This window comes from Streptomyces sp. NPDC050560, assembly GCF_044457285.1.
Classification (GTDB): Bacteria; Actinomycetota; Actinomycetes; order Streptomycetales; family Streptomycetaceae; genus Streptomyces.
Window position 1 is genome coordinate 469,636 of the sequence record NZ_JBITGT010000005.1, and the last position, 25,756, is coordinate 495,391.

The window sequence follows — 25,756 nt, forward strand, 5'->3', positions numbered from 1 at the left end:
CCGTCAGGCCCCCCTCACCACCGCCCCCATGACCCCCCGCGCGATCGGCGCCGCCAGCCTGTTGCCCGAGACCTCGCCGCGCTCGCCCTTCCCGCTCTCCACCACCACCGCCACCGCCACCGAAGGGCGGTCCGCGCCCCGCGGTTTCGCCCACGCGATGAACCAGGCGTACGGGGCGCCCGTGTTGTCCACGCCGTGCTGGGCCGTGCCCGTCTTGCCGCCGACCTCGACGCCCGGCACCGCCGCGCCCGTCCCCGTGCCGCGCTCCACCACCCCCGTCATCAGCTCCCGAAGACGCGCCGCCGTCCCCGCGCTCATCGCCCGGCGGGGCTCGGCACGGCCCGCGGTGCGCACCGGGCGCCCGTCCGCCGTCGCCACCCCGTCCACCAGGTACGGGGTCCGCACCAGGCCGCCGTCCGCGACCGCCGCCGCCACCGACGCCATCTGGAGCGGCGTCGCCCGGGTGTCGAACTGCCCGATCGAGGACATCGCCAACTGCGCGGTGTCCATCCGGGTGTCGAACGTCGACGGCGCCACCGGCAGCGGCACCCCGCGCGCCCGCCCGTCGAAGCCGAACCTGCGCGCGGTCTCCGCCATCGTGGTGAGCCCCGTCCGGGCGCCGAGCCGCGCGAAGACCGTGTTGCAGGAGAAGAGGAACGCGTGCCGCAGCGACGCGTCACGGCAGCCGTCCGTCTCGTTCGTCAGCCGGGTGCGGGTGCCAGGCAGCCGGTACGGGTCGGGGGAGTCGGTCGGCGCGTCCAGGTCCCGCACCGTGCCCGCGTCGAGCGCGGCCGCCGCCGTCACCACCTTGAACGTCGAACCGGGCGGATACGTCCCGCGCAGCGCCCTGTTCAGCATCGGCCGCCGCGCGTCCCGGTTCAGCCGCCGCCAGGCCCGCGCCGCCCCCGCCCCGTTCCCCGACAGCTCACCCGGGTCGTACGAGGGCGTGGACACCAGCGCGAGCACCCGCCCGGTGCCGGGCTCCACCGCCGCCACCGCGCCCCGCCGCCCCGCGAGCCCACGGAACGCGGCGCGCTGCGCCGCAGGGTCGAGCGTGGTCGCCACCCGCGCGCCGCGCCGCCGCGAACCCCACAGCGGGCGCAGCGCCTCGTCGCTGCCCGACAGCAGCGCGTCCTCCGCCGCTTCGAGGCCCGAGGCGCCGTACGCCTGCGAGGCGTACCCGGTCACCGGCGCGTACAGCGGGCCCTCGGTGTACGTGCGCTCGTAGCGCAGCCGCTCGCCGGTGTCCCGTGAGCCGGTCACCGCGCGCCCGCCGACGAGGATGTCCCCGCGCGGCGTGCCGTACCGCGCGATCGCCGCCCGCCGGTCCGCCGGATCGCCGGCCCGCTCCCCGGACCGCACCACCTGCACCCGTACCGCGTTCGCCACCAGGGAGACCAGCAGCAGCGCGCACAGCAGCGCGGTGTGCCGCACCGCGCGCCTCACCGCGCCGCCCCCTCGGACGCCCGTGCCCGCCCCGCCCCCGCCGCGGTCTCCCGCTCCGCGGCGCGCGCCACCCGGAACAGCTCCCGGCTGCCGTCGTAGCGCCGCCGCGCCGCGTCGCCCATCCGCACCAGCAGCGCCACGATCACCCAGTTGGTGACCACGGAGGAGCCGCCCTGGGCGAGGAACGGCATCGCCATGCCGGTCAGCGGGATAAGACCCGTCACCCCGCCCGCCACCACGAACACCTGGAGCGCGAGCACCGCGGCCAGCGCCACCGCCAGCAGCCGCCCGAACGGGTCGTCCAGCACCAGCGCCGTACGCAGCCCCCGCTCCACCAGCAGCGCGTACAGCACGAGCAGTGCGCACAGGCCCGCGAGGCCCAGTTCCTCGCCGACGGTCGCCAGGACGAAGTCCGACTTGACCGCGAACCCGATGAGCGCGGAGTGCCCGCGGCCGAGCCCGGTGCCCGTCACGCCCCCGGCGCCGAACGCGAACAGCGACTGCGCGAGCTGCCCGGGCCCCTGGCCCGCGTCGATGGAGGCGTACGGGTGCAGCCAGTCCGCGATCCTGCCGTGCACATGGGGTTCGAGCAGCCCCACCGCGAGCGACCCGGCCGCGCCGAGCAGCAGCCCGGCGCCGATCCAGCGCAGCCGCCCCGTCGCCGCGTACAGCAGCACCACGAAGAGGCCGAAGAACAGCAGCGAGGTCCCCAGGTCCCGCTCCAGCACGAGGACCAGCACGCTCAGCAGCCACACCCCCGCCAGCGGGCGCAGCGCCCGTGTGCCCGTGCCGCCGCGCGCGGCGGTCGTGGCGAGGCGGCCCGCGAAGAACACCGCGAGCAGCACCTTCGCGAACTCGCCCGGCTGGAAGGAGAGCCCGCCGAACCTGACCCAGATCCTGGCCCCGTTCACCGCGGGGAACAGCACGGGCGCCACCATCAGCGCCAGCGCGGCCACCGCGGCGGCCGTGGCGTGCCGCTGGAGGCGCCCGTGGTCGGGCAGCGCGACCACCACGAGCGTGAAGAGGGCGACGCCCAGCGCCGACCACACCAGTTGGCTGCCCGCCGCGTGGTCGCCCGGGGTCTCCAGGTCGAGCCGGTGGATCAGCACCAGGCCCACGCCGTTGAGCAGCACCGCCACCGGCAGCAGCACCGGATCGGCGTACGGGGCACGCAGCCGCACCGCGAGGTGCGCGACGAGCGCGAGCGCCCCGAGGCCCGCGCCGTAGTCGAGCGCGTGCCGCGGCGGCGCGCCGTCGACCGCGAGCCCCACCGTGCAGTACCCGGCCAGACAGAGCGTCACGGCCAGCAGGATCAGCGCGAGTTCCGTGCCCCGGCGCCGGGGCGGCCGGGCCGCTGCCGTGGTTCCCGTCATGCCCGGAAGGTAACAAGCCGGACGATGATATGCCCCGTTATGGGGCGGTACACGGAGTGTGGGCCCGCCGCCCGTGCGACGGGCCCACCGGGGGGGCGCGGGGTCAGCACCAGCGGGGCGGCTGCCCCACGGTGGCGATGTACCGCGAGGAGCCCCAGGCCCAGGTGCCGTCGGTCAGCAGGTACCAGACCCTGTTGCCGTCGACGCTGCCGCCCTTGGCCTTGCAGAAGATGTCCACGTACGAGCCGTACGGGACGCTGCGGATGACCGCGCTGTCCCGGTTCGGCGCGTCGCGGAGCAGCAGCCCGCCATGGGCCGTCACCCGGCCCTTGTACGTCGGCGGGTCGTTGTGCGCGGGCGCGGCGGCGAACGCGCCGCCGCCCGCGACGAGCGCGGTGAGGACGCCGCAGGACGCGGCTATGCCGAACCGGGCGGCGGTGGACCGCAGGGACATGAGACCTCCTTGGATACGGGTGGTGCGGGTGACACGGGCATACGGGGTGTAGTGCCTCACGTCACCCAAAGTCACCCTAGGAACGGGCCGTTACGGGCCGCAGCTCGGGCTGCGCCATAGGGGTGCGCGCGGGCGGCGGCGCGCGCTGTGGCGTGCGGGGGCGGCCGTGGGGAGCGCGCGGGGGTGCACGGGGCGCGCGAGGCATCCGGAGGGTGCGCCGTGGTGTCACGGGTGTGCCGCGGCGCGCCGGGCCGCCCCGTCGGCGTCTCCTTGCCGAGGCGGCTGTGCGCCTGTTCCCATGGAAGTCGGCGGACCCGGAGGACCGGGCCGGCCGTCTGCGGTGCGGGAGAGGTCACGGAGGGTGCGGGTCACGGTGGCGTACTGCTATGCGGTGGGTGTGCGGACGAGGCGCCCCGGGCGGCGGGGGTGCGGGGCATGACGGGCGGCGGGCTGCGCGCGGTGCCGACGCGGCGCGGCGGCAGGGACCGTATCTACGTGACACGCCAGGACGGCCAGACCGTCGCCTGGTACGACCGGGACGAGGCCCGGGTGAACCTGCTGCACCGGGAGCGCGCCGACGACGTCCTCGACGTCCTCGCGCCGTTCCTCTCCGGCGAGGTGGCGGTAGGACCGCCGCCGGTGCCCGGCACGGCCGAGCTGGCCGGGCTCACCCTGCACCCGGACGACGACCTGGCGCCCAACCGTCCGGGCGAGGCGCTGCGGGTGGCGCTGGAGCGCGCGCCCGCCCCCGCGTCCCCCATGGCCCGCAGGCTGCGCCCCGACCCGCGGCGCCAGGAGCTGGCCGCGCAGGAGGCGGTGGGCGCCGTGCTGGAAGAGCTGGAGGGTGCGGGCTGGCGGGCGCTGCACTCGGTGCCGCTGCCCGGCGGCGACCGCGTCCACCATCTGCTGATCGGCCCCGGCGGGGTGCTGCTGCTGCACGCGCTGCCCGCGCACCGCCAGCGGGTGCGGATCGCGGCACCGCTCGTCGGGGTCGGCAGGGGCGCGCCGCGGCCGGTGCTGCGCACCCTCGCGTCGCTTGCCGACCGGGTGGCGCACACCCTGACCGCGCAGGTGCGGGCCCATCTCGTGCTGGTCGGCGCCTCGTCGGTACGGGTGACGGCACCGCCGCGCGACGCGCGCGTCCTGCCCCTGGAGGAGGTGCCGGGCCTCGGCCGCCTCGGCGGCGAGCTGAAGCCCGCCGACACCGAGGCGGTGTACGCGCTCGCCCGCGACCGGCGGACCTGGGTGTGAGACCGGCGGACCCGGGCGTGAGCGTCCCGGCCCGGGCGGGGGAGCGCCGGACGGCGCAGACCTCGGCGGCGGCCTGACGACGGCGCCCGCCCGTACGACCACCCGGCGGTGCTGCTCGGCCGGGCGGCGGCCCTCCGGCACCGGTACTCGGCCCTGCGGACGTCTCCCGGCCGCGTTCAGGCGGGCAGGGGTGCCGCGTGTTCGTCGAGGGAGGCGAGCGGGTCGCCCTCCCGGTCGATCCTGGCCGGCAGGCCGGCCGCGGTGAACGCCAGCGCGTCCGCCGAGCCGCAGCCCTCGACCTCCGCCCAGCCCACCGGCGCCGACACCAGGGGCAGGCGCCCCACCCGCAGCGTGTAGGCGACGGCGGTGGTCTTCGCCGCCGCGTTCTGGCTGAAGTCCACGAAGACCCTCCCGGGGCGCAGGCTGCGCGTCATCCGGTGCGTCACGAGGCCGGGCAGCGCCCGCTCCGCCGCCACCGCGAGCCGCCTGGCGTACGCGGTCACCGCCGCGGGGTCGGCCGCGGGGGCCAGGGACACCAGCAGGTGCAGCCCCTTCGAGCCCGAGGTCTTCGCCACCGCGTGCAGCCCGTCGTCCGCCAGCCGCTCCCGCAGCCACAGGGCGACCCGGCAGCAGTCCACCACGGTGGCGGGCGCACCGGGGTCCAGGTCGAACACCATCCGGTCGGCGCGCGGCGGCGCGGGGGCGCGCCACTGCGGGGCGTGGAACTCGGTCACCAGGTTCGCCGCCCACATCAGCGACGGCAGGTCCTGCACCATGACCTGCCGCGCGGGCCCGTCGGAGTGCGGCACCTCGGCCGTGCTCACCCACTCGGGCGTGCCGGGCGGCACGTTCTTGGTGAAGAACCGCTGGCCCCCCGGCCCGTCCGGATAGCGCAGGAAGGACACGGGACGGTCCCTGAGCTGCGCGAGCAGCGGCCCCGCCACCGACGCGTAGTAGTGCAGCACCTCGCCCTTGGTGAATCCGCGCCCGGGATCATCCGGGGGCCCGGGATAGATGACCTTCTCCAGGTTGGACAGCGGAATGCGCCGTCCCTCCACCTCCGTGATCGGCGTCATACCATGACAATCTCATGGAAAACGGTTGATACGCAGAGTCGACGGCGGCGGGACACGGCCCGCGGGACAAGGGGTGCGCAACGTGCGATCCATATGGAACGGCGCGATCTCCTTCGGCCTGGTGAGCATCCCCGTCAAGCTGGTGAACGCCACCGAGAACCACTCCGTCTCGTTCCGGCAGGTCCACACCGCGGACGGCGGGCGCATCCGCTACCGCAAGGTGTGCGAGCTGGACGACGAGGAGGTGAATCCCGACGAGATCGGCAGGGCGTACGTGGAGCCGGACGGCACGGTGGTGCCGATCACCGACGACGACCTGGCGTCCCTGCCGATCGCCACCGCGAAGACGATCGAGATCGTGGCGTTCGTGCCCGCGGACCGGATCGACCCCCTCCAGATGGGCACCGCGTACTACCTCGCGGTGAACGGCCCCGCCGCCGCGAAGCCGTACACGCTGCTGCGCGAGGCGCTGGGGCGCAGCGACCGGGTGGCCGTCGCCAAGTACGCGCTGCGCGGCCGGGAGCGCCTCGGGATGCTCCGTGTCGTGGGGGACGTCATCGTGATGCACGGCCTGCTCTGGCCCGACGAGGTGCGCAGGCCCGAGGACGTGGCGCCGGAGACCGAGGTGACGGTGCGCGACGCGGAGCTGGACCTCGCGGACGCGCTGATGGACACCCTGGGCGAAGTGGACATCTCCACCCTGCGCGACGAGTACCGCGAGGCCCTGGAGGAACTGGTCGCGGCCAAGGCCGCGGGGCAGGACGTGCAGGAGGGCGGGGGAGCGGCGGGGGCGGGCCGGGGCGGCAAGGTCATCGACCTGATGGCGGCGCTGGAGAACTCCGTAGCGGCGGCGCGCGACACCCGGGGCGGGCCGCAGGAGGCGGCGCCCCGCAAGAAGGCCGCGCCCCGCGGGAAGAAGACGGCGGGGCGGGCCGCCACGGGGGCGGGCAAGCGGGCAGCGCCGGACGAGCGGGGCGCGACCGCGACCGGCAAGCGGGCGTCCGCGGGCGGCAAGCGGGCCGCCGCCAAGAAGTCCGCCGCGAAGAAGACGGCGCCCGCCAAGCGGGCGGCGCCGCGCAAGAAGGGCGCCTGAGGCGGCCGTGGGGCGTGCCGCCCGGGTGGCACCGGTGCCCGGCCGTACGCCGCGGGTGCGGGGGCGGCGGCCGGGGCGCCGGTGCCGTGCCGAGGGGTCAGCTCGCCGCCGGGGTGCCGGACGGGGCGACCGAGCCGAAGTTGTGGACCGCCTGGTAGTAGATCCACGCCGTGGAGTCGCAGGTCGCCTTCGTCGCGCCCGAGTACCCCGTGCAGACCCGCTTCAGGTCCGCGTAGAGCATGTCGTCGAGCCGGTCCTTGTTGGCGGGGAAGGTGCCGAGGTCCTTGTAGTTGCGGTAGCCGAAGTCGTGCCGCGAGCAGGCGTCCTTGAAGGGGAAGCCGAGCGGGTTGTCGGGGGAACTGCTGCAATAGTCGGTGGACCAGTCGAAGGCGTAGTCCGCCCATGCCGCCTGGTTGTTCCTGGCGGCCATGAACGCGTTGTAGCTGCTCTCCGAGGTCTGGGTGAAGCTGCTGAGCACCTCGGCCTTGTCGGCGGGCACCGCGGCGGACGCGGTGGCGGCCGGAAGCAGGGCGGCGGACAGGGCGAGGCCGACGACGGCCAGGGGGGCGGCGAGTCTGCGACGCATGGCTAACTCCTCCATCGTTCGTGTCGAGTCGGGCGCCATGGGTTTGTCATGGGCCCGCCACACCGCCGGCGCTCGCCCCCCGAGGCCGGGTGGGAGGAGTGGCACGGCACACCGGCACACGCCGCCGCGCGGGCGGGTGGGCGAGTGGCGTCCTCGAAGCCCCCGTCAGGCGGACGCCGTACAGCGTGACTTGAACCCCGTCACAGTAGCCGCGCCCCGGCGGCCAGGGGATGACCCCGCCCTTGAATCTCCCCAACCGGAGGATGACCCGTGTGCGTACCGGCGCCCGTGCGCACGGCGCGCACTCCGCCGCCGGGGGCGCGCGAGGGGAGTCCGCGCCGCTTCGGGGTGTCGTTACGTACACCCGGCGGCCACGCCCTGGAACCCGTGACCGCCTCGCCCGTCACCCGGCAGAATTGACCGCATCGCCGGGGAAGACACCGCGGAAGAACTGAGGAAGTGACGGACATGCGTGTGAAGAACGCGGTGGTAACCGGGGCGCGGGCGCTCGCGCTCGGTGTGGTCTGCCTGGCCGGGTCGATCACCCTGTTCGTGTTCTGCGTCGTCTCGATGGTGCTGATCGCGGTGGGCGTGGGCATGGTGACCACGCCCTGGGTGCTCCAGCTCGTGCGCACGTACGCGAACTGGCGGCGGGTCCTCGCCGCCGAGTGGGGCGACGTGAAGATCCCCGCCGCCTACCGGCCCCTCCCGCGCGACCTCGGCCGCGGCCCGCTCGGGCAGATCCAGAAGTGCTTCGCGCTGCTGCGCGACCCCTCGACCTGGCGCGACATCCGCTGGCTCTTCGTCGACATGACGGCGGGGGCGGTGACCGCGCTGGTCCCCGGGGCGCTCGTCTACTACCCCGTCGAGGGCCTGCTACTCGGCCTCGGCCTGTGGACGGTGTTCGTGGGCGACGGCGGCCGCTACTGGTACGCCTTCGTGCCGGTCGACGGCGAGGCCACCGCCCTCGCGGCCACCGCGGTCGGCGCCGCCCTCGCCTTCGGCGCCGTGCTGACCGTGCCCGCGCTGCTGCGGGCCCACTTCCAGCTCTCCAGGGCGGTGCTCGCGCCGAGCGCCGCCGAGCTTGAGCGCCGCGTCGAGGAGCTGACCAGGACCAGGCACGACGCCGTCGACACCTCGGCCGCTGAGCTGCGCCGTATCGAGCGCGACCTGCACGACGGCGCCCAGGCGCGCCTCGTCGCCATGGGCATGAGCCTCGGCACCATCGAGGCGCTGATCGAGCGGAACCCGGCCAAGGCGAAGGAGCTGGTCGCGAGGGCGCGCTCGGACTCGGCGGAGGCCCTGGGGGAGCTGCGTGACCTGGTGCGCGGCATCCACCCGCCGGTGCTCGCCGAGCGCGGCCTCGGCCCCGCGGCGCACGCCCTCGCGCTCAGGATGCCGGTCCCCGTCGAGGTGGACATCGAGCTGGACGGCCGCGCCGAGGAGGCGGTCGAGTCGGCCGCGTACTTCGCGATCAGCGAGATGCTGACCAACGCGGCCAAGCACGCGGAGGCCGAGCGGATGTGGCTGGAGATCGGCTACCGGGACGGCATGCTCAAGATCACCGTCACCGACAACGGCAAGGGCGGCGCCAACCCCGACGGCACCGGCATCCGCGGCGTGGAACGCAGGATCGCCGCCTTCGACGGCATCCTCGCGGTCAGCAGCCCGCACGGCGGCCCCACCATGGTGACCATGGAGATCCCCTGCACCCTCGCCCACCGCACCGGCAGCAGCCACTGAGCCCGCCGGACGGGCCCGCTCAGGAGTCCCCGGGGCCGCCCGCGAGACCGTGCAGGATAAAACGGGTCAGGGTGTCCACCGCCTCCTCGTCCGTCGGGCACCGCCCCCCGGCGGCCGCCCCCGACAGCAGCCAGGTGCGGCTGAACTCGTTGAGCAGCGCGAGCACCGCGGAGGCCACCAGGTCCACCGGGCCCGGCAGTTCGGCCCCCGCACTCCGCATGTCCGCCAGGTGTTGGCGCAGCACCTCGCTCTCCGCGTACTGCAACGCGTCGAGCCGCCGCGCGAAGGCGTCGTTGACCAGCGCGGCCTCCTGGAGCGCCCGGATCTCCGGCAGGTGCGCGCGGTACGTGTGCCACACCACCGCCACGTGCCGGCGCAGGTGCTCGGGGTCGGAGAGGTCGTGGTCGGTGCCGTGCCCGGTCAGCTCCCGGCCCGCGGCGTCGACCCAGTCGGTGACCAGCGCCTCCAGGACCGCCTCCTTGCTGGGGAAGTGGTTGTAGAAGGAGCCCGCGGCGCGGCCCGCCTCCGCCGCGATGTCGCCGATCTTGGCGTTGATGAAGCCCTTGCGCGCGAACACCGCCCTGGCCGCCTCCTTGAACGCCGCCTCGGTACGGGCGGCCCGCGCCCTGCGCAGGGTGCCGGGACGCTCCTGCCCCGCGGCGCCCTCCTGGCCCGTCGGACCGGGTGCGCCGGGGGGCGGCTTCGGGGTCATGGTGGGCACTCCTCATGGCTGCGTGGGGTCCGGTGGGCACCGGGGGACGGGAACAAGGGTGACCCCATGATGAACCCGCCGCGCCCCCGCCGCTCCCCGCCCCCGGGCCGGCGCACACCGGGCGGTGACCCCGGGAAACCCCTGCTTCCACCCCGGTTTTCCCCGGTATCGGGCGTTCGCACCCAACTCCGCGCACGTTGTGCGCCGTTCCGACATAGCATGAGCGCCATGGTTGCCATCGAAGACCCGGTGGAAGGACACGCCTCATGAGCGCGCCCGGGGGAAAGCTCCTCGCGGTCAGCGACCTCCATGTCGGCATGCCAGAGAACCGGCCCATCACCGAGTCCCTGCGCCCCACCTCCGACGAGGACTGGCTGATCGTCGCGGGCGACGTCGCCGAGCTGAGCACCGACATCGAGTGGGCCCTGACCCTGCTGGCCGAGCGGTTCCCCAAGGTGGTCTGGGCACCGGGCAACCACGAGCTGTGGACCCCGAAGGACGACCCGGTACAACTGCGCGGCGAGGCCCGCTACCGGTACCTCGTCGAGATGTGCAGGGGCCTCGGCATCAGCACCCCGGAGGACCCGTTCCCGGTGTGGCGCGGCCCCGAGGGGCCGGTGGCGATCGCCCCCGTGTTCGTGCTCTACGACTACTCGTTCCGGGTGCCGGAGGCCGGCAGCAAGGAGCACTCGCTTGAGCTGGCGTACGAGGCGGGCGTGGTGTGCACGGACGAGTTCATGCTCCACCCCGACCCGTTCGCGTCCCGGGACGACTGGTGCCGGGCGCGGGTGGCCGAGACGGAGCGCCGCCTCGCCGAGCAGGACCCGGACGTCCCGCTCGTCCTCGTCGGGCACTGGCCGTTCGTGCGCGCCGTCACCGACATCCTGTGGCGCCCGCTGTTCGCCCAGTGGTGCGGCACCGACCTCACCGCCGACTGGCATGTGCGCCACAACACCGCAGCCGTGGTGTACGGGCATCTGCACATCCCCCGTACCACCTGGCACGACGGGGTGCGCCACGAGGAGGTGTCCATCGGCTACCCGCGCGAGTGGCGCCGCCGCGGCCACCCCCGGGGGCTGCTGCGCCAGATCCTCCCGGCGCCCGCCCCCGGCGACGGCCGGGCCGTGCCCGCAGGCTCGGGCACCGCCGCGCGACCGCCCGCGGGGCCCGCATGATCGACGCCCTGCTGCCGCCCGACGTGTCCTGCGCCCACCGCAGGGACGACACCGAGGCCGCCGAGCTGTTCCCCGAGGAGGCGGCGGCCGTCAGCAAGGCCGTGGAGCGCCGCCGCAACGAGTACGCGACGGTGCGGCTGTGCGCCAGGGAGGCGATGGCGGGGCTCGGGCTGCCGCCGGTGCCCGTGCTCTCGGGGCCGCGCGGCGAGCCGGTGTGGCCCGAGGGGATCGTGGGCAGCATGACCCACTGCACCGGCTACCGCGCCGCGGTCCTCGCCCACGGCAAGCGGATTCGCGCCCTCGGTATCGACGCGGAGGAGCACGGTCCGGTCCCCGAGGGTGTCCTAGAGGCCATCGCGCTGCCCGCGGAGCAGGCCAGGCACGCGAGGCACGCGGCCGGGGAGCCGGGGGTGCACTGGGACCGGCTGCTGTTCAGCGCCAAGGAGAGCGTCTACAAGGCGTGGTTCCCGATCGCCCGCAGGATGCTGGAGTTCGAGGAGGCCGACCTGGTGTTCACCCGGGAGCCGGGGGCGGAGCCTGGCGGTACGTTCCACGCCAGGCTGCTGGCCACCGCGCCGGGGGTGCCGCCGTCCTTCGACGGCAGGTGGCTGGTGCGCGACGGCATCGTGCTGACCGCCATCTGCCTCCCGGCGGACACCGCACCGCACGACTGACCCGCCCTGACACACCGTCACCTCGCGGTGTGCACCGTACGCCCGCGCCGCACCCGTGCGGGGCGGGCGCGGGTTTCCCGCCCTAGGTCGTGTCGTTTGGATCTTCGTGGACCAGGGTGCGGCGTCAGATGCGGTGCATCGCAAGGCGGAGGATCGTCCTCGTACTGGGCGTACGTGGACGGTCCGACAACGCGGCGAGGTGCCGTAGCTGGCGTCGCGCCCCCGCGAAGATCCGAACGACACGACCTAGCTGCCGCTGCCGCCGCTGGAAGCGGCGGCAGCGATGGCACCGTCGCGGCGGCGGCGGTTCATCAGGACGAAGCACGCCGCGAGCGTCACCGTCTCCACCTGGTCCCAGTGGCCCACGACCGTGCACTCGGGCGTCCTGCCGAAGCGCGGCAGGAACACCTCGATGCGGTCCGCGCCCTGGCTGACCACACCGCGGTAGCCCTTGAAGCGCATCTTCACCTCCCACCGCACCCTGCCCTTGCCGGGCACGAAGCTGTCCTTGGGGCTGAGCTGGAGCACCGGCTTCTTCTCCGTACCCGCCCGCGCCTCGCGCCGCCTGCGGTCGGTGATCTCGATCGGCAGCGACCCGCCACCCGCCTCGATCTCGGCGCGCTTCAGGCGCAGTGTGCCGGTCCTGAGGACCGCGGAGGTGGACGGCCCGTCCAGGAAGATGTTGCCGTGCTCGTGCCGCATGGAATACGTCGTAGCCATCCGTCGGTCCTTCTCTCTCCTGTGCCGGGCGTACGGGCGGCCGGGTGCTGTCGCGCGGTCCCCCTGGGGGAAGCTGGCCCCGGCCGCCACCCGCAAACCCCGGCCCACGCTACGTTCACACTACGTGCACGACCGTGCGGCGGGTTCCGGAAGTGTGTTTCAGTGCGCTTCCGCGCCCGTGAGCTGCCTGTCGACCAGCCGCAGCACCTCCGGCGCGTGGTCGACGAGGTAGAAGTGCCCGCCACGGTAGGTGTGCATCTCGAAGCCGCCGTCGGTGTGCGCCTCCCACGCGGCGGCCTCCTCGGCGTTCACCTTGGGGTCGGTGTCGCCGGTCAGCACGGTCACCGGGCAGGTGAGGCGCGGCCCCGGGGTGTGCTCGTAGGTCTCGATGGCCTTGTAGTCGTTGCGGATCGCGGGCAGCACCATGCGCATCAGCTCGTCGTCGCCGAAGACCCGTCCGTCGGTGCCGCTGAGCGTCTTGACGTCGGCGATCAGGCCGTTGTCGTCACGCTGGTGCACCCGCTCGTCGCGGTGGGTGGAGGGGGCGCGCCGCCCCGACGCGAACACCCGTACCGGGGCCCGCCCCGACTCCTGTCCGCGCAGCGCCACCTCGAACGCGAGGATGGCGCCCATGCTGTGCCCGAACAGGGCGTACGGGCGGTCCACGGTGCCGAGCACCGCCTCGGCGACCTGGTCGGCGAGCGTGCCGAGATCGTCGACGAGGGGTTCCCTGTGCCGCTCCATGCGGCCCGGGTACTGCACGCAGAGCACGTCGAGTCCGGGGCTGAGGGCCTGGGCCATGGGCCGGTAGAAGGCCGCGGAGCCGCCCGCGTGCGGCAGGCACACGAGTTGGACGGCGGCCTCCTCGCTGGGGAAGAAGCGCCGTATCCAGGCGTCGTAGTCGTTCATGCGGGCCTCTCTCGGGTGGTGGTCGGCCTCAATAGTCGCAGCAACGAGGTGTCGGCCACGCGCATATCCATCGAAGCGGTTCCGAGTCGAGAGGATTCCCCAGTGAGTGAGAAGGCGCGTATTGAACCTGGCGGGTCGGCCCAGCCGTTTGGTCTACGACCACGCCGGACCAGGCGCGGTCGTCACCATAGTCGGTCACAGGACACGACAACCGCCGTGGCCGGGTGGGCGACGGAGAGGAAGACGAGATGCCGGAACCGGCACAGAGCCAGTCAGCGTCGGGGCAGGGGGACGGTCGGACTCAGGGGTTTTCTGGCGTCCCGGCTGCGGCCGCCAGCCTCTATGTGAACGTACCTCCGTCCCAGAACGCGGCCAGCCAGTCCTATGCAGGGCAACTCTCGCTGGAGCAAGAGCGATACAGGCAGCAGATGCTGAGTATGGGTTACGACCACCCGTACCCTGGCCAGTTGGCGCAGGACACACAGCGTCAGATCGCGAGCGCAGCCCGGCTCAATGCCGGCGCCGGAAGCGCGCCGGGGCCGTCGAACCAGTACTCCAACTCCCCAGCCGCCGGTCAGCAGGCGTACCACCAGCAGGCGTACAACCAGGGGCAGACCGGCAACCGCCCTGCCAAGGCTGCCCGGTCCAAGTAGTACCAGTCGTCACCGAGGTGACGTGACGGACGGTTGCCACGATGCGTCGTGGGACACATCGCCACGTCATGCGCTCGGACGTCCGGCTCACCCCTTCACTGCGTGGAGGTGACCGTGGGACGGCCAACGTCCCTGAATCGCTTGAACGTTGGCCGTCCCACCGGCGGCGATACACCGCCCGCCAGCGAAATGACCTGAGGCGGCACTGTTCCGGGAGCCGCGCGGGGGATTGGGGTCGCGAGTGGTGTGAAACGCGGCGCGGGGTGCGGTGTGTTCCGGCAACCCACCCACCGCATCGCGCCGGTTGCACCCCGGACGGGATAAGCACGGCCCGCAGTGGGCATCCCGTTCGCAGCACCCCCGTTCCTCCGCCGCCGCGCGGTGTCCACGGACGGTGTGTTCGTGTGCGGCCCACCCACCCCGCTTTGGGGCGCGACGCCCGCACCCCCGGCACACCCCGCCCCCGCACACCGCCCCCGGCACCCGCACACCCGCAGCGCACCAACCGCCTTCCGCATCCACCGGCGTCCACGCCAGGGCGGCCGGTCAGGAGTTCCGCCGTGCCTCACCACATCCATGTTCCGGGCCCGCCCGCGGCCGCCGCACCCGCCGACCACCCCCACCCCCCGGCGCACACCCCGCCCCCGCTGCCACCCGACGTGGCCGCGATGCGGGCGGACGCCGCCGACGTGCTCGACGACGACACACCCCCGTTCTGCGCGCAGGAGCACGCCCTCACGGTGTCCAGGATGCGTGCCTGTCTGCTGCTGCTCGCCCCGCGCGTGGCACACACCGCCCGGCTGCTGCCCGAGGGCGGCAGACGCACTGCGGCCCTGGTGGCGGTGGCCGAGGCGTGGAAGGTGCTCGGCGCCGACTCGCACCCCGACACCACGGGACCCGGCGCGCGGACACCGTGCCCGCGCCGCCTCGCGGCCACGGTGGAACTCCTCTGCCGCCAGTACGAGCGCCTGTGCACGGCGTTCTGGACGCCCCCCGTCGCACCCGGCCCCACCCTGGTGGCCGCGGGCGAGCACTGGGACGCGGTGCGGGTGGCACACCCCCTCGGCGCGGGTGCCCTCGGGCGTCTCGGCCCCGACACCGGGGCCGTGCTGGAGGACCGGTCGAGCCGGGTGCTGTACTGGCTCGTCGAACGGGGCCGCGCCGACGCCTGGCGGCTGCCCCCGGCGTACGTACGGGTGCTGGGCACGGGTACGTATGTCGCCGTACCGCCCGCGCATCACACCGAGGGGCGCCGGGTGCGCTGGCGGGTGCCGTGCGCGCCCCCCGTCTGCCTGACCCGTCCCGCGCGCCTCCACGAGGCGCTGACCGCGGAGTTGGCGACCGCGCCCGGCCCCACCCCCGCCGACACCCCCGGGCCGCGGCCCCGGGAAAGCGGTGCCACGGGCCCTGCGGTGCGCACCGGCCGGGAAGGACCGCGGGGCCGGACGGCACACACCAGCCAGGAAAAGCACTAGGGCGCAAAACGGGCCCTGAGGGAGTTCAGCGTCGGGCAGGCGCAGGGCGCGGCGGACGCAGTGCCCCCGCCCTGCCCGGCCCGCCCTGCCCGGTGCGACCGGCTACGCCTACTCGACCCACCCGTGCTCGGCCGCGAACTCGACGAGCGCGCCCCGCAGAGCGAGCACCTGGTGGCCGGAGAGGTCAGGGGCCTTCGTCAGGAGGAGTTCGGTGGCGAGCCGGGTGAAGTCGGCCCGGGCGAACACCTCGCAGGTGTCGTCCGCCGCCCCCTCGCCGCGCGGCGCCTGCCGGGCCGCGGGGGGCGGGGTGGGCACGTCGTCCTGGCCGCGCGAGTCGTCGAGCGCGCCGCTCGGCAGCGGGCCGCCGACGGGCACCTTGCCGGGCGCGGGCGACAACACCCGCACACCGAACGCCTTGAGACCCCGGCCGCTGTCGACCATGCCGAACTCGACACGGGTGCCGCAGGTGATGGAGGCACCGCGGTCGCTCAGCTCGTTCGCGTGCACGAAGACGTCGTCACCGCCCTCGTCCGGGGCGATGAAGCCGTAACCCTTGGTGTCGTCGAACCGAACGACAACTCCCTGTGCCATCTCTGCCTCCTGCTACCGACCGACATCCACCGCTTGTTCGTCCCGCTCCCCGCTTCGCGGGAGAACCGGCCCGCGGCACGGCGCAACCGCCCCCGGGCGCGGCCAGCCTAGCCACCCGGCGCCTCGCCGGACAACCGTACGGGCACCGCACCGCGGCCCGAGCCACCCCCTGCGCGGCAGGACCCGGCGTTACTGTGGTCCCCGCACCGTCCATGCCGCCGCGCACCGCGGCGGCCCGGCGGGCACCAGGACGGCGACGGGCGGGGACGGGAGAGCGCGTGAGCGAGGAGACCTACACGGAGCGGGGGCCCGGGCAGGGGGCGGGGGCCGCGGCGCAGCCGCAGCCCCTCCTCGGCCCGCTCACCACCGCCGCACACTTCCTCGTCCTCACCGTCGACCCCGGCGGCGAGGAGCGCGTGCGCGACGTGCTCCAGGACCTGTCCGGCCTGGTGCGCTCCTTCGGCTTCGGCGCCCCCGAGGCGGGCCTGAACTGCGTCGCCGCCGTCGGCGCCGACGTCTGGGAGCGGCTGTTCGCGCTGCCGCGCCCCGCGGAGCTGCACCCGTTCCGCGAACTCCAGGGCGCCGCACACCGCGCCCCGGCCACCCCGGGCGACGTGCTCTTCCACATCAGGGCGTACCGCCAGGACCTCTGCTTCGCCCTGGCCACCGAGATCATGGCCAGGCTGCGTGGCGCCGTCACCGTTCAGGACGAGACCCAGGGCTTCAAGTACCTCGACTTCCGGGACCTGCTGGGCTTCGTCGACGGCACCGAGAACCCGCAGGGGCGGGCCGCGCGCGAGGCGGCGGTGATCGGCGCCGAGGACCCCGCGTACGGCGGCGGCAGCTACGTCATCGTGCAGAAGTACCTGCACGACCTGGACGCCTGGAACACCCTGCCCACCGAGACCCAGGAACGTGTCATCGGCCGCCGCAAGCTCGACAACGTCGAACTGCCGGAGACCGCCTCCCACGTCGCGCTCACCACCATCGAGGAGCCCGACGGCACCGAGCGCGAGATCCTGCGCGACAACATGCCCTTCGGCAGCCCGGGAGCGGGGGAGTTCGGCACCTACTTCATCGGCTACGCGCGCACCCCCGAGGTCACCGAGCTGATGCTGCGGCGCATGTTCCTCGGCACCGACGCCGCGAGCCACGACCGCATCCTCGACTTCTCCACCGCGGTCACCGGCACCCTCTTCTTCGCGCCGCCGGCCGGCTTCCTCGACGACCTGCCGCCGGCCCCGGCCCCCGCGCACAGCGCCCTCACGGAGAGCGGCACCGGCGCGGCGGCCACCGAAGGCAGCACCCCGCCCCGGCACGACGGCAGCCTGGGCATCGGCGATCTGAACAGGAGCACCGCCCCGTGAACAACCTGCATCGCGAGCTGGCACCCGTCTCCGCGGCCGCCTGGGCGGACCTGGAGGCGGAGGCCACCAGGACCTTCAAGCGGCATGTCGCGGCCCGCCGCATCGTGGACGTACCGGACGCCGCGGGGCTCGAACTCGCTGCCGTGTCCACCGGGCACCGCGACGCCATCGCACCGCCCGCCGACGGTGTCACCGCCCATGTGCGCCGCTCCCAGCCGGTGGTGGAGCTGCGGGTGCCGTTCACGGTGGACCGCGAGGAGGTCGACAACGTCGCGCGCGGCGCGAAGGACGCCGACTGGCAGCCGGTGAAGGACGCGGCGCGCAAGCTCGCGTTCGCCGAGGACCGCGCCGTCTTCGAGGGCTACCCGGCCGCCGCCGTCAAGGGGGTGCGCGCCTCCTCGTCGAACCCGCCCCTCACCCTCCCCGCCGACGCCCGCGACTACCCCGACGCCGTCAGCCAGGCCATCACCGCGCTGCGCCTCGCCGGTGTCGAGGGCCCGTACAGCCTGGCGCTGTGCGCCGAGGCGTACACCGCGGTCAGTGAGACCTCCGACCACGGCTACCCCATCCACGAGCACCTGGCGCGGCTGCTGAGCGGCGACATCGTGTGGGCGCCCGCGATCGACGGCGCCTTCCTGATGTCCACCCGCGGCGGCGACTTCGAGCTGTGCCTCGGCCAGGACGTGTCCATCGGCTACCTCGGCCACGACGCGACCAGTGTGCAGCTCTACTTCCAGGAGAGCCTGACGTTCCTCGCCCACACCTCCGAGGCCGTGGTCGCCTTCACCGGCGCCGCCCGCCCCTGACACCCACGCGGACGGCCTGGCCCCCAGGAGAAGGGTGCCGGGCCGTCGGCGTTTCCCGGTGGTCCCACCGGTTCAGTACAGCGTCGGCTGAAGCGCGCCCTCGGCCTCCAGCAACCGCCGCTTGCGCTCCACCCCGCCCGCGTAGCCGCGCATCGAGCCGTCGGCGCCGATGACGCGGTGGCAGGGCCGCACCACCAGCAGCGGGTTGGCCCCGATGGCGGCGCCCAGGGCACGCAACCCCTCACGAGGAACCCCTAGTTGCTCCGCCAGCTCCCCGTAAGAGCGAGTAGCGCCGTACGGGATGCCCGCCAGGGCGTCCCAGACCCGGCGCTGGAAGGCGCTGCCGCTTTCCGTGAACTCCAGGTCGAACACGGTCAGTTCACCCGCGAAGTAGGCGCGTAGCTGCCGCGCGACCGCCGCGAACGCGGCCGGGTCGCGGCGCATGCCGCGCGGGTCGGGAGCGCCGCGCTGCCCCTCCATGGTGAGCGAGGCGAGGGCCACGCCCCCGGGCGCCGAGGCCGACTCCACGCCCGTCAGCAGCAACTCCCCGAGGGGGCTTTCCACGGTCGTCCAGAGCGTCGGTGCCGTGCCGGTGGTGGGTGTGCTGGGTGTGGTGCTCATCGAGCCGCCGTCCTCCCGGGCCGTCCCCGGCCCCGTCCGTGCTTATGTGCTTGCTTACGTGCTTGCTTCGTGTTCAGCGCCGCCACCACCGACAATGCCGCTTTCCCGGTCCCGTTGCTGGCGGTTTTCGGACGTCGCGCGGGGGCTCAGGAGGCGTCGTGGAACACCAGTCCGAGGGTGTGCCTGGAGCCCGAGCGCACCGTGCTGACACCGTGCCGCATGGGCGCGTTCGACCACCCACGCTTCGAGGGCACCGGGCGGTCCCTCGTGGTGAACACCAGGGCGTGCCCGCGCGGCAGCACGGTGGCGAAGCCGCGGGACTGGGCGCGCGCCCGCTGCTCGGTCATGAGGAACTCGCCGCCGGTGAAGTCCTCCCCCGGCGCGTCGAGCCCGACCACGACCTGGAGCGGGAACACCTTCTCGCCGAACACGTCGCGGTGCAGCGCGTTCCAGTCGCCCGCGCCGTAACGCAGCAGAATCTGCGCCGACTTGTCCTGCCCCGCCGCATGACACTCCGTCAGCCACCGTTCGAGTGTGTCGGGCCAGGGCGCGTCGCGGCCGAGCCGCCCCGCCCACTCCCGCGCCACCGGCAGCAGCCGCGGATAGAACGCCTCCCGCAACTCCCGTACCAGCGGCGGCAGATCGTGGGTGAAGTAGCGGTAGCGGCCGGAGCCGAAGCGGTGCCTCGCCATCTCCACGGTGGTGCGGAAGCGCTCGGGCTCGTCGAAGAGTGCCGCGGTCGCGGCGCACTCGGCGGGGTCGAGCAGCGGTCCCGTGAGGGCGCTGCCGTACGCGTCCAGGTCGGCCGTGACGGTGTCCCAGTCCAGCGCGTCGACCCGGGCGGCGAGCGGCGCGTGGCCGCGCCGTGCCGCGCTCGTGGTGGTGCTCATGGTTGCTTTCCTTCGTCGGGTGCGGGCGTCTGTGCCCCTGCCTGAGTGGGTGTGGGTGTGGGTGTGGGTGTGGGCGGTGGTCCGTGGTGGCGTGCGGCGCGCAGCAGGTGGTGGGTGGCGTAGGAGCGCCAGGGGCGCCAGGCGGGGTCCGCGTCGGGTGTGAGCGGCACGTCGGGGTCGCCCAGCGCCCGCATCCGCACATACGCGGCCGTCTCCTCCGCCACCCCGGGCACCGAGAGCAGCGCCTTCTCCGCCGCGTCCCGGTCGGCCCCGGCGTCGAGCCGGACGGCCCCCTCCGCGAGCGCCGCGGCCAACGCCCGTACGGTGGCGGCGCGTTCTGGCCCGACACCGTCCGTGCCGCACAGGGCCGTCTCCAGGGGCGCCACCGCGAGCGTCTCGGGCCCGGGGAAGGTGTGGGTGAGGCCGCAGTCCGGGGCGGCCAGGGGGCGCCCGTACGCGGCGACGAGCGCGCCGCCCAACCGGGCGCCCTCCGCGGGGTCGAGCCCCTGTCCGAGCACGGCGAGCACCGCAAGCTCCGCGGGGTCCGCGGCCCCCGGGGCGCGCAGCCCGGGCCGCGCCGCCACCAGCGGCCCGAGCACCGGGTCGGTGGCGAACGCCGCCGCCACCGCGTCCGGGTCGGCGTCCAGGTCGAAGAGCCGCCGCGTCCGCTGGGCGGCGGTCGTCAGATCGCGCGGGTCGTCGAGGCGCAGCGCGCAGTCGAGCCAGCCGTCGCCCGCCGCCTCCCGCACCTCGGCGGTCCCGCCGCCGTGCGGCAGTGCGAGGGTGCGCCGGTAGCGCCGCGCGCCCGCGTCCCCCGTCACCTCCTCGACACCCGGTACGGCGCGCTCCGCGAGGAAGTCGAAGATGTCCCCGGTGTCGTACGCGCCCCGGTACGCCAGCCGCAGTGGCACTCCGGCCGCCGCCCGCGCGCCACCGCGCGGCTTCGCGGCACGCAGCTCGCCAGGGGTGGCCGCGTAGATCGCCCGCACCGTGTCGTTGAACTGCCGCACGCTGGAGAACCCGGCCGCGAACGCCACCTCGGCGGCCTGCATCGGGGTGGTCTGGAGCAGGACGCGCGCGATGTGCGCACGCTGCGCCCTGGCCAGCGCGATCGGTCCCGCGCCCACCTCGGCGGTGAGCTGGCGCTGCACCTGCCGGGCGCTGTAGCCGAGGCGCGCGGCGAGACCCGACACGCCCTCGCGGTCCACGACGCCGTCCGCGATGAGCCGCATGGCGCGGCCCACGAGGTCGGCGCGCACGTTCCACTCCGCGGAGCCCGGAACCGCGTCGGGGCGGCACCTGCGGCAGGCGCGGAAGCCGGAGCCCTGGGCGGCGGCCGCGGTCGGGAAGAAGCTCACATTGCGGCGGCGCGGGGTGGTGGCGGGGCAGCTCGGCCGGCAGTAGATGCCGGTGGTGCGCACCGCGAAGAAGAACTCCCCGTCGAAGCGGGAGTCCCGGCTGCGCACCGCCGCGTACTTGATGTCATCGGGAGTCACACCCCCAGTGTGCGGCGCCTCCCCGGCCCTGGCTGGCGGGAATCGGACATGGCTCTCGGCGTGCGTGCGGCCCCCTCGGGACGGCGCGAAAGCCCCGGTGGCAGCGCTGCCGCCGGGGCTTTCGCGGGTGGGTGCGCCGTTACGACGTGTACCTGCCGCCGTAGCGCTGCCTGAACCGCTCCACCCGGCCCTCCTGGTCGAGGACCCGGGCGGTGCCGGTGTAGAACGGGTGGCTCGCCGACGACGTCTCGACGTCGATCACCGGATAGGTGTTGCCGTCCTCCCAGCGGACGGTCCGTGCCGAGTCCGCGGTGGAACGGGTGAGGAACGCCGTGCCGACGGCCGTGTCGCGGAAGACGACGGGGCGGGACACGGGGTGGATGCCTGGCTTCATGAGGAACGACTCCCCTCGGGTCGTGCGGGTGGCGGGTCGGGGGACCCGGGTGCGGGGCCGCGTGGTCAGCGGCTCTCCCGGTACGGCACGTGCGCCCCCTTCACCGGGTCGTACTTGCGCAGCTCAAGACGGTCGGGGTCGTTGAGCCGGTTCTTGCGGGTGACGTAGGTGTGCCCCGTGCCCGCGGACGAACGCAGGGTCACCACACCGCGGACGGCGGAGCCCTTGCGAGCCATACGGCCTCCTCTCCCTCCCGGGCCGTGACCCGGGACCGGACGCTTACTAACCCTCACAACGGAGGGAGGGGGTTATGTATTCCCGGACGTCCCGCCCGTGGCGCGGCCTCTGTCCGGCGGCGTGCGCCCCTACCTCGCGGAGCGCGACTTCGCCGTCCTCACCGCCCGCGACCCCGAGGGCACCCTGTGGGCCACCGTGCTCACCGGCGCTCGCGGCTTCCTCGACGTGCGGGACGCCGCCACCCTGCGGGTGGGCGCCCTCCCTGCCCCCGGCGCACCCCTCTTCCGCCCGGCGCCCGGGGCGCAGGCGGGCCTGCTCGTGATCGACTTCGCCACCGGCGACACCCTCCGCCTCTCCGGCACGGCGCGGGTCGCGTGGACGGCCACCGGCACCCCCGGCGACGACGGCGGCACCGGCCGCCGCGTCCTGTTCCACCCCGACCGCGTGCGCCGTGGCCACACCCCGCTGCACGCGTCCCCCGCCACCCCCGACCGGCACAACCCGCCCCGCACCGACTGACACCGCCAAGGACGGTGGCCGGGGCCTGTACCGCACCTGGGCCCGTTCGCCCGCTGCCCGGCCGCTACTCCTCCGCCGGCTCCACCACGAGCGTCGTGTACTGGTTGTCCACGGCGTCCACCATCACCAGCGCACAGGCCCTGACGACCGCCCGGTAGACCCGGCTCACCGGGAGGCCGGGCAGCGGGGCCACGGGGTAGGGGCTGGGGAGGTAGCTGCTGTTGCCGCCCCGGCTCGCGTGCACATGGCTCATGTACCTGACGCCGGTGTCCAGGTCGAGCAGGGCCGGATACGCGCAGGCGTCCTCGAACGACGGCCTCTTGTACCGCTTCTTCTCCGGCCGGGTGTCGGCGAACTCGGTGATCTCGACCCGGTGCCCTACGGGTATCGCGGCGGGGTAGTTGAGGGAGAGGGTGACGGTCATGCGGGGAGCGTAACGGCGGGCGGTTGCGCGCCGGTGGACGGAGGGTGGCACCCCCCCCGCCGAGGACCGGTGCTACTCCTCGCCGCCCTTCACCGACCGCACCCCGCCCCGCAGGAACGTCATCGCGAGGGTGATCGCCTCCTGGGGGTCGCAGGACTCGCGCTGATCGTGGAGTTCGGTGACCACCGCCGCGGCCGCGGCGGCGATCATGCGGGGGGCGAAGGCGTTCTCGGCGATCCCGGTCTCCAGGGCCACCGCGTCGGAGGCGGCGTGGGCGGCGTCCGTGAGGCGGGTCGCGCGCATCGCGCGCAGCTCGGGGTTGGCCTCGAAGGCGCGGCGGGAGAGGGTCGCGGTCTCGTCCTCAAGGGCCACCTCGTCGCGCATCCAGCGCTCGAAGACGTCGAGCATGGTCTCGTCCGCCTGCGGCTCGCACAGCAGCTCGGTGAGCCGCCGCACCGACGCGTCGAAGTCCGCGAACGCGATGTCCTGCTTGCGCGGGAAGTAGAGGGCGACGGTGCGGGGGGCCACCTCGGCGGTGTGGGCGATGTCCGCGATGGTCGTGGCCTCGTAGCCCCGCTCGGCGAAGAGCCGGAACGCCGCCCGGACGATCGCCGCGCGCCGCCGCGCCTTGCCGCGCTCCCGCAGGCCCGGCCTCGGCTGCTCCCCGGCGTCGGCCCCCGGCGCCTCCCCGGCCTCGCGCCCCACCGCGTACTCCTGCATGGCATGAGCATACCCACCGCGTCCATTTTTGCATTCGATAGTAAGTATGCATAGTCTGCAAAAAGACCGTTGAGGGTGCCATCGGCGCCGAGGGAGGACACATCGTGGCCGGACGGCTGTACGCATGGGCACGCTGGGTGGTACGGCGCCGGGGGCGGGTGGTGGCCGTATGGCTGCTGATGCTCGTGGTGATCGGCGGTCTCGGGATCACCCTGCACGGCAAGATCAGCACCGAGTTCGACGTGCCGGGCGTCGAGTCACAGCAGGCCCAGGACCTGCTGAAGAAGCAGTTCCCCGAGGCCGCGGGCGGGGTCTCCCGGGTGGTGTTCGAGGCGCCGGAGGGCGACACCCTCGCCACCCCCGAGGTGCGCGCCGCGATCGGCGCGGGCCTGAAGCGCGCGGCCCGCGTCCCGCACGTCATCCAGGTCGCCGACCCCTCGAAGACCGGCACCGTCTCCCGCGACCGCACCATCGGCTACGCGGACGTGCGCTACGACGACATCCCGCAGAACGTCCCCGAGTCCTCGAAGGACGACCTCAGCCGGGCCATGGACCCGGCGCGGGACGCCGGGATCACCGTCGAGTTCGGCGGCTCCGCCTCCACCCCGCCCGTCGAGGTCGGCGGGCCCGCCGAGGTCATCGGCGTGGTGGTGGCCTTCGTGGTCCTCGCGGTCGCGCTCGGCTCCCTGCTCGCCGCCGGGATGCCCCTCGTCACCGCGCTCGTGGGCGTCGGCATCGGGGTGCTCGGGGTGCAGTTCGTCTCCCGCTTCATCGAGATGACCAACACCGCGACGGTGCTCGCGCTGATGCTCGGCCTCGCCGTCGGCATCGACTACGCCCTCTTCATCGTCTCCCGCCACCGCGAACAGCTCGCCGAACCCGGCTCCGACGTCCGCGACTCCATCGCCCGCGCCACCGCCACTGCGGGCAGCGCCGTCGTCTTCGCCGGGGTCACCGTCGTCGTGGCGCTCGCCGCGCTCTCCGCGGTGGGCGTGCCGTTCCTGACCGTGATGGGGCTCGCCGCCGCCGCCACCGTCCTCGTGGCCATCCTGGTGGCGCTCTCCCTGGTGCCCGCGGTGCTCGCGCTCGCCGGGGAGCGGCTGCGGCCGCGGCGCGGCCGGGTCCTCGGCAGGCGGTCGGCCGAGGGCGGCGCCCCCGGCGCCTGGGGCCTCGCCTGGGGCCGCGCGGTCACCCGCGCGCCCCTCCTCTTCCTGCTGGTCCCGGTGGTCGCGCTGCTCGCCGTCGCCGCCCCCGCCCACGGCCTCAGGCTCGGCCTGCCGAGCAACGAGACCCAGCCCGTCTCCAGCACCCAGCACAAGAGCTACGACCTGCTCGCCAAGGGCTTCGGACCCGGCTTCAACGCCACCCTCATCGTCGTCGCCGACCTGCACGACGTGCCCACCGGCCAACGCGCGGGCGTGGTCAAGCAGCTCGCCGGCACCGTCGCCAAGGACCCCGGCGTCGCCACCGTCACCCCGCCCACCGCCAACAAGGAGCGCACCGTCTCCGTCGTCGGACTCGTCCCCAAGACGGGCCCCGACGCCACCGCCACCTCCGACATGGTGCACCGGCTGCGCGACCACGGCACCGGCGCCGTCACCGCCGCGGGCGGCACCGCCTACGTCGCCGGGGCCACCGCGGGCGCCATCGACGTCTCGGGCAAACTCTCCGACGCGCTCCCGCTGTTCGTCGCCATCATCGTCGTCCTCGCCCTGCTGCTGCTCTGCCTCGCCTTCCGCTCCGTCCTCGTACCGCTCAAGGCGGTGCTCGGCTTCCTGCTGTCCATCGCCGCCTCGCTCGGCGCGGTGGTGTGGGTCTTCCAGTACAGCCACCTCGGCGGTGTGTTCCAGGTGGCGGCGCCCGCGCCCGTCGTCGCGTTCCTGCCGGTGCTGCTGATCGGCGTGCTCTTCGGGCTCGCCATGGACTACGAGGTCTTCCTCGTCAGCCGGATAAGGGAGCACTACCACCACGGCGGCGACGCCCGCGAGGCCATCGTGCACGGCATCGCCCGCAGCGGCCGGGTGGTCACCGCCGCCGCGCTCATCATGACGGCCGTCTTCGGCGGGTTCATCTTCAACCACGACCCGATCATCAAGTCCATCGGCTTCGCCCTCACCGTCGGCGTCCTCATCGACGCCTTCGTGGTACGCCTCACCGTCGTACCGGCGGTTCTCGCCCTGCTGGGCCGCCACGCCTGGTGGGTTCCGCGGTGGCTTGACCGTACGCTGCCGAACGTGGACATCGAGGGAGCCGACCTGCCGCCACGGCCGGACGCGCCCCTCGCCACGAAGGACACGGGAGCGGCGGGGCCGCGCGGCTGACCTCCCGGGGCCCCGGGCGGGCCCCGGGGC

The 25,756-nt window shown here is 74.3% G+C and carries 27 protein-coding genes; 11 read left to right on the forward strand and 16 right to left on the reverse strand.

Going from position 1 to position 25,756, the window contains the following annotated elements; all coding sequences use genetic code 11:
* Nucleotides 1–3 precede the first annotated feature (3 nt).
* The 3 genes from ACIBIW_RS14255 to ACIBIW_RS14265 all read right to left on the reverse strand — a co-directional run bounded on the left by ACIBIW_RS14255 (nucleotide 4) and on the right by ACIBIW_RS14265 (nucleotide 3,273).
* Entirely contained in the window at nucleotides 4–1,446 is a 1,443-nt protein-coding gene (locus ACIBIW_RS14255; protein ID WP_399335636.1) for a penicillin-binding transpeptidase domain-containing protein, read from the reverse strand.
* Nucleotides 1,443–2,819, reverse strand: a complete 1,377-nt coding sequence (locus tag ACIBIW_RS14260; RefSeq protein WP_399335638.1) for an FtsW/RodA/SpoVE family cell cycle protein — start codon at nucleotides 2,817–2,819, stop codon at nucleotides 1,443–1,445. The genes ACIBIW_RS14255 and ACIBIW_RS14260 overlap by 4 nt, the downstream gene beginning before the upstream one ends.
* Nucleotides 2,820–2,922: 103 nt before the next feature.
* Nucleotides 2,923–3,273: an SH3 domain-containing protein gene (locus ACIBIW_RS14265; protein ID WP_399335640.1), complete on the reverse strand. Its 351-nt coding sequence runs from the start codon at nucleotides 3,271–3,273 to the stop codon at nucleotides 2,923–2,925.
* A gap of 435 nt (nucleotides 3,274–3,708) precedes the next feature.
* Between ACIBIW_RS14265 and ACIBIW_RS14270 the strand changes: the two genes are divergently transcribed.
* Entirely contained in the window at nucleotides 3,709–4,524 is an 816-nt protein-coding gene (locus tag ACIBIW_RS14270) for an NERD domain-containing protein (RefSeq protein ID WP_399335642.1), read from the forward strand.
* Nucleotides 4,525–4,700: 176 nt separating this feature from the next.
* Here the strand turns inward: ACIBIW_RS14270 and ligD are convergent, their stop codons facing one another.
* The gene (gene ligD, locus ACIBIW_RS14275) at nucleotides 4,701–5,600 is read right to left on the reverse strand and encodes a non-homologous end-joining DNA ligase (protein WP_399335644.1); all 900 of its coding nucleotides are present in this window, start codon (nucleotides 5,598–5,600) and stop codon (nucleotides 4,701–4,703) included.
* 82 nt (nucleotides 5,601–5,682) lie between these two features.
* Between ligD and ACIBIW_RS14280 the strand changes: the two genes are divergently transcribed.
* On the forward strand, nucleotides 5,683–6,693 hold the full coding sequence (locus ACIBIW_RS14280; RefSeq protein WP_399335646.1) for a Ku protein: 1,011 nt from the start codon (nucleotides 5,683–5,685) through the stop codon (nucleotides 6,691–6,693).
* Nucleotides 6,694–6,790: 97 nt separating this feature from the next.
* On the opposite strand, the gene ACIBIW_RS14285 is transcribed toward ACIBIW_RS14280, so the two are convergent.
* Nucleotides 6,791–7,279 carry a phospholipase gene (locus ACIBIW_RS14285; protein WP_399335648.1) on the reverse strand — a complete coding sequence of 163 codons (489 nt, stop codon included), beginning with the start codon at nucleotides 7,277–7,279 and terminating at the stop codon, nucleotides 6,791–6,793.
* A gap of 468 nt (nucleotides 7,280–7,747) precedes the next feature.
* On the opposite strand from ACIBIW_RS14285, the gene ACIBIW_RS14290 reads away from it, so the two are divergent.
* Nucleotides 7,748–9,022: a histidine kinase gene (locus tag ACIBIW_RS14290; RefSeq protein WP_399335650.1), complete on the forward strand. Its 1,275-nt coding sequence runs from the start codon at nucleotides 7,748–7,750 to the stop codon at nucleotides 9,020–9,022.
* A 19-nt stretch (nucleotides 9,023–9,041) separates the two neighbouring features.
* Here the strand turns inward: ACIBIW_RS14290 and ACIBIW_RS14295 are convergent, their stop codons facing one another.
* Nucleotides 9,042–9,734 (reverse strand): TetR/AcrR family transcriptional regulator, encoded by a 693-nt coding sequence (locus tag ACIBIW_RS14295; protein ID WP_399335652.1) that lies wholly within the window; start codon nucleotides 9,732–9,734, stop codon nucleotides 9,042–9,044.
* 266 nt (nucleotides 9,735–10,000) lie between these two features.
* Here ACIBIW_RS14295 and ACIBIW_RS14300 point away from each other — a divergent pair, with 266 nt between their 5' ends.
* Complete coding sequence (locus tag ACIBIW_RS14300) at nucleotides 10,001–10,909, forward strand: metallophosphoesterase family protein (RefSeq protein ID WP_399335654.1); 909 nt, start codon at nucleotides 10,001–10,003, stop codon at nucleotides 10,907–10,909.
* Complete coding sequence (locus ACIBIW_RS14305) at nucleotides 10,906–11,583, forward strand: 4'-phosphopantetheinyl transferase (protein ID WP_399335656.1); 678 nt, start codon at nucleotides 10,906–10,908, stop codon at nucleotides 11,581–11,583. The genes ACIBIW_RS14300 and ACIBIW_RS14305 overlap by 4 nt, the downstream gene beginning before the upstream one ends.
* 246 nt (nucleotides 11,584–11,829) lie before the next feature.
* On the opposite strand, the gene ACIBIW_RS14310 is transcribed toward ACIBIW_RS14305, so the two are convergent.
* Nucleotides 11,830–12,303, reverse strand: a complete 474-nt coding sequence (locus ACIBIW_RS14310; protein ID WP_399335658.1) for a hypothetical protein — start codon at nucleotides 12,301–12,303, stop codon at nucleotides 11,830–11,832.
* 159 nt (nucleotides 12,304–12,462) lie between these two features.
* Nucleotides 12,463–13,212 (reverse strand): thioesterase II family protein, encoded by a 750-nt coding sequence (locus tag ACIBIW_RS14315; RefSeq protein ID WP_399335660.1) that lies wholly within the window; start codon nucleotides 13,210–13,212, stop codon nucleotides 12,463–12,465.
* A 467-nt stretch (nucleotides 13,213–13,679) separates the two neighbouring features.
* Here ACIBIW_RS14315 and ACIBIW_RS14320 point away from each other — a divergent pair, with 467 nt between their 5' ends.
* Both ACIBIW_RS14320 and ACIBIW_RS14325 read left to right on the forward strand, forming a co-directional pair.
* A complete protein-coding gene (locus ACIBIW_RS14320; RefSeq protein ID WP_399335662.1) occupies nucleotides 13,680–13,865 on the forward strand; it encodes a hypothetical protein in 186 nt (61 codons plus the stop codon).
* Between the two features lie 560 nt (nucleotides 13,866–14,425).
* A complete protein-coding gene (locus ACIBIW_RS14325) occupies nucleotides 14,426–15,340 on the forward strand; it encodes a DUF6415 family natural product biosynthesis protein (protein WP_399335664.1) in 915 nt (304 codons plus the stop codon).
* 108 nt (nucleotides 15,341–15,448) lie between these two features.
* Here ACIBIW_RS14325 and ACIBIW_RS14330 read toward each other — a convergent pair whose 3' ends face one another.
* The gene (locus ACIBIW_RS14330; RefSeq protein WP_399335666.1) at nucleotides 15,449–15,931 is read right to left on the reverse strand and encodes a cold-shock protein; all 483 of its coding nucleotides are present in this window, start codon (nucleotides 15,929–15,931) and stop codon (nucleotides 15,449–15,451) included.
* A 278-nt stretch (nucleotides 15,932–16,209) separates the two neighbouring features.
* Here ACIBIW_RS14330 and ACIBIW_RS14335 point away from each other — a divergent pair, with 278 nt between their 5' ends.
* The gene (locus ACIBIW_RS14335) at nucleotides 16,210–17,298 is read left to right on the forward strand and encodes a Dyp-type peroxidase (RefSeq protein WP_399335668.1); all 1,089 of its coding nucleotides are present in this window, start codon (nucleotides 16,210–16,212) and stop codon (nucleotides 17,296–17,298) included.
* The gene (locus ACIBIW_RS14340) at nucleotides 17,295–18,104 is read left to right on the forward strand and encodes a family 1 encapsulin nanocompartment shell protein (RefSeq protein ID WP_399335671.1); all 810 of its coding nucleotides are present in this window, start codon (nucleotides 17,295–17,297) and stop codon (nucleotides 18,102–18,104) included. The genes ACIBIW_RS14335 and ACIBIW_RS14340 overlap by 4 nt, the downstream gene beginning before the upstream one ends.
* A 72-nt stretch (nucleotides 18,105–18,176) precedes the next feature.
* Here the strand turns inward: ACIBIW_RS14340 and ACIBIW_RS14345 are convergent, their stop codons facing one another.
* The 5 genes from ACIBIW_RS14345 to rpmG form a co-directional block, all read right to left on the reverse strand.
* The gene (locus ACIBIW_RS14345; RefSeq protein WP_399335673.1) at nucleotides 18,177–18,725 is read right to left on the reverse strand and encodes a methylated-DNA--[protein]-cysteine S-methyltransferase; all 549 of its coding nucleotides are present in this window, start codon (nucleotides 18,723–18,725) and stop codon (nucleotides 18,177–18,179) included.
* A gap of 146 nt (nucleotides 18,726–18,871) precedes the next feature.
* Entirely contained in the window at nucleotides 18,872–19,615 is a 744-nt protein-coding gene (locus tag ACIBIW_RS14350) for a 2OG-Fe(II) oxygenase (RefSeq protein WP_399335675.1), read from the reverse strand.
* Nucleotides 19,612–21,111: a bifunctional transcriptional activator/DNA repair enzyme AdaA gene (locus ACIBIW_RS14355; RefSeq protein ID WP_399335677.1), complete on the reverse strand. Its 1,500-nt coding sequence runs from the start codon at nucleotides 21,109–21,111 to the stop codon at nucleotides 19,612–19,614. The genes ACIBIW_RS14350 and ACIBIW_RS14355 overlap by 4 nt, the downstream gene beginning before the upstream one ends.
* Nucleotides 21,112–21,250: 139 nt before the next feature.
* The gene (locus ACIBIW_RS14360; protein WP_399335679.1) at nucleotides 21,251–21,505 is read right to left on the reverse strand and encodes a type B 50S ribosomal protein L31; all 255 of its coding nucleotides are present in this window, start codon (nucleotides 21,503–21,505) and stop codon (nucleotides 21,251–21,253) included.
* A 65-nt stretch (nucleotides 21,506–21,570) separates the two neighbouring features.
* Nucleotides 21,571–21,741 carry a 50S ribosomal protein L33 gene (rpmG, locus tag ACIBIW_RS14365; protein ID WP_399335681.1) on the reverse strand — a complete coding sequence of 57 codons (171 nt, stop codon included), beginning with the start codon at nucleotides 21,739–21,741 and terminating at the stop codon, nucleotides 21,571–21,573.
* Nucleotides 21,742–21,838: 97 nt separating this feature from the next.
* Here rpmG and ACIBIW_RS14370 point away from each other — a divergent pair, with 97 nt between their 5' ends.
* Nucleotides 21,839–22,261, forward strand: coding sequence for a hypothetical protein (locus ACIBIW_RS14370; RefSeq protein WP_399335683.1), 423 nt, complete (start codon nucleotides 21,839–21,841; stop codon nucleotides 22,259–22,261).
* Between the two features lie 64 nt (nucleotides 22,262–22,325).
* Here ACIBIW_RS14370 and ACIBIW_RS14375 read toward each other — a convergent pair whose 3' ends face one another.
* Together ACIBIW_RS14375 and ACIBIW_RS14380 are read right to left on the reverse strand one after the other, a co-directional pair.
* Nucleotides 22,326–22,685 carry a hypothetical protein gene (locus ACIBIW_RS14375; protein ID WP_399335685.1) on the reverse strand — a complete coding sequence of 120 codons (360 nt, stop codon included), beginning with the start codon at nucleotides 22,683–22,685 and terminating at the stop codon, nucleotides 22,326–22,328.
* Nucleotides 22,686–22,757: 72 nt separating this feature from the next.
* The gene (locus ACIBIW_RS14380; protein ID WP_399335687.1) at nucleotides 22,758–23,405 is read right to left on the reverse strand and encodes a TetR family transcriptional regulator; all 648 of its coding nucleotides are present in this window, start codon (nucleotides 23,403–23,405) and stop codon (nucleotides 22,758–22,760) included.
* 104 nt (nucleotides 23,406–23,509) lie between these two features.
* Here ACIBIW_RS14380 and ACIBIW_RS14385 point away from each other — a divergent pair, with 104 nt between their 5' ends.
* Entirely contained in the window at nucleotides 23,510–25,726 is a 2,217-nt protein-coding gene (locus tag ACIBIW_RS14385) for an MMPL family transporter (protein WP_399335689.1), read from the forward strand.
* Nucleotides 25,727–25,756 lie beyond the last annotated feature (30 nt).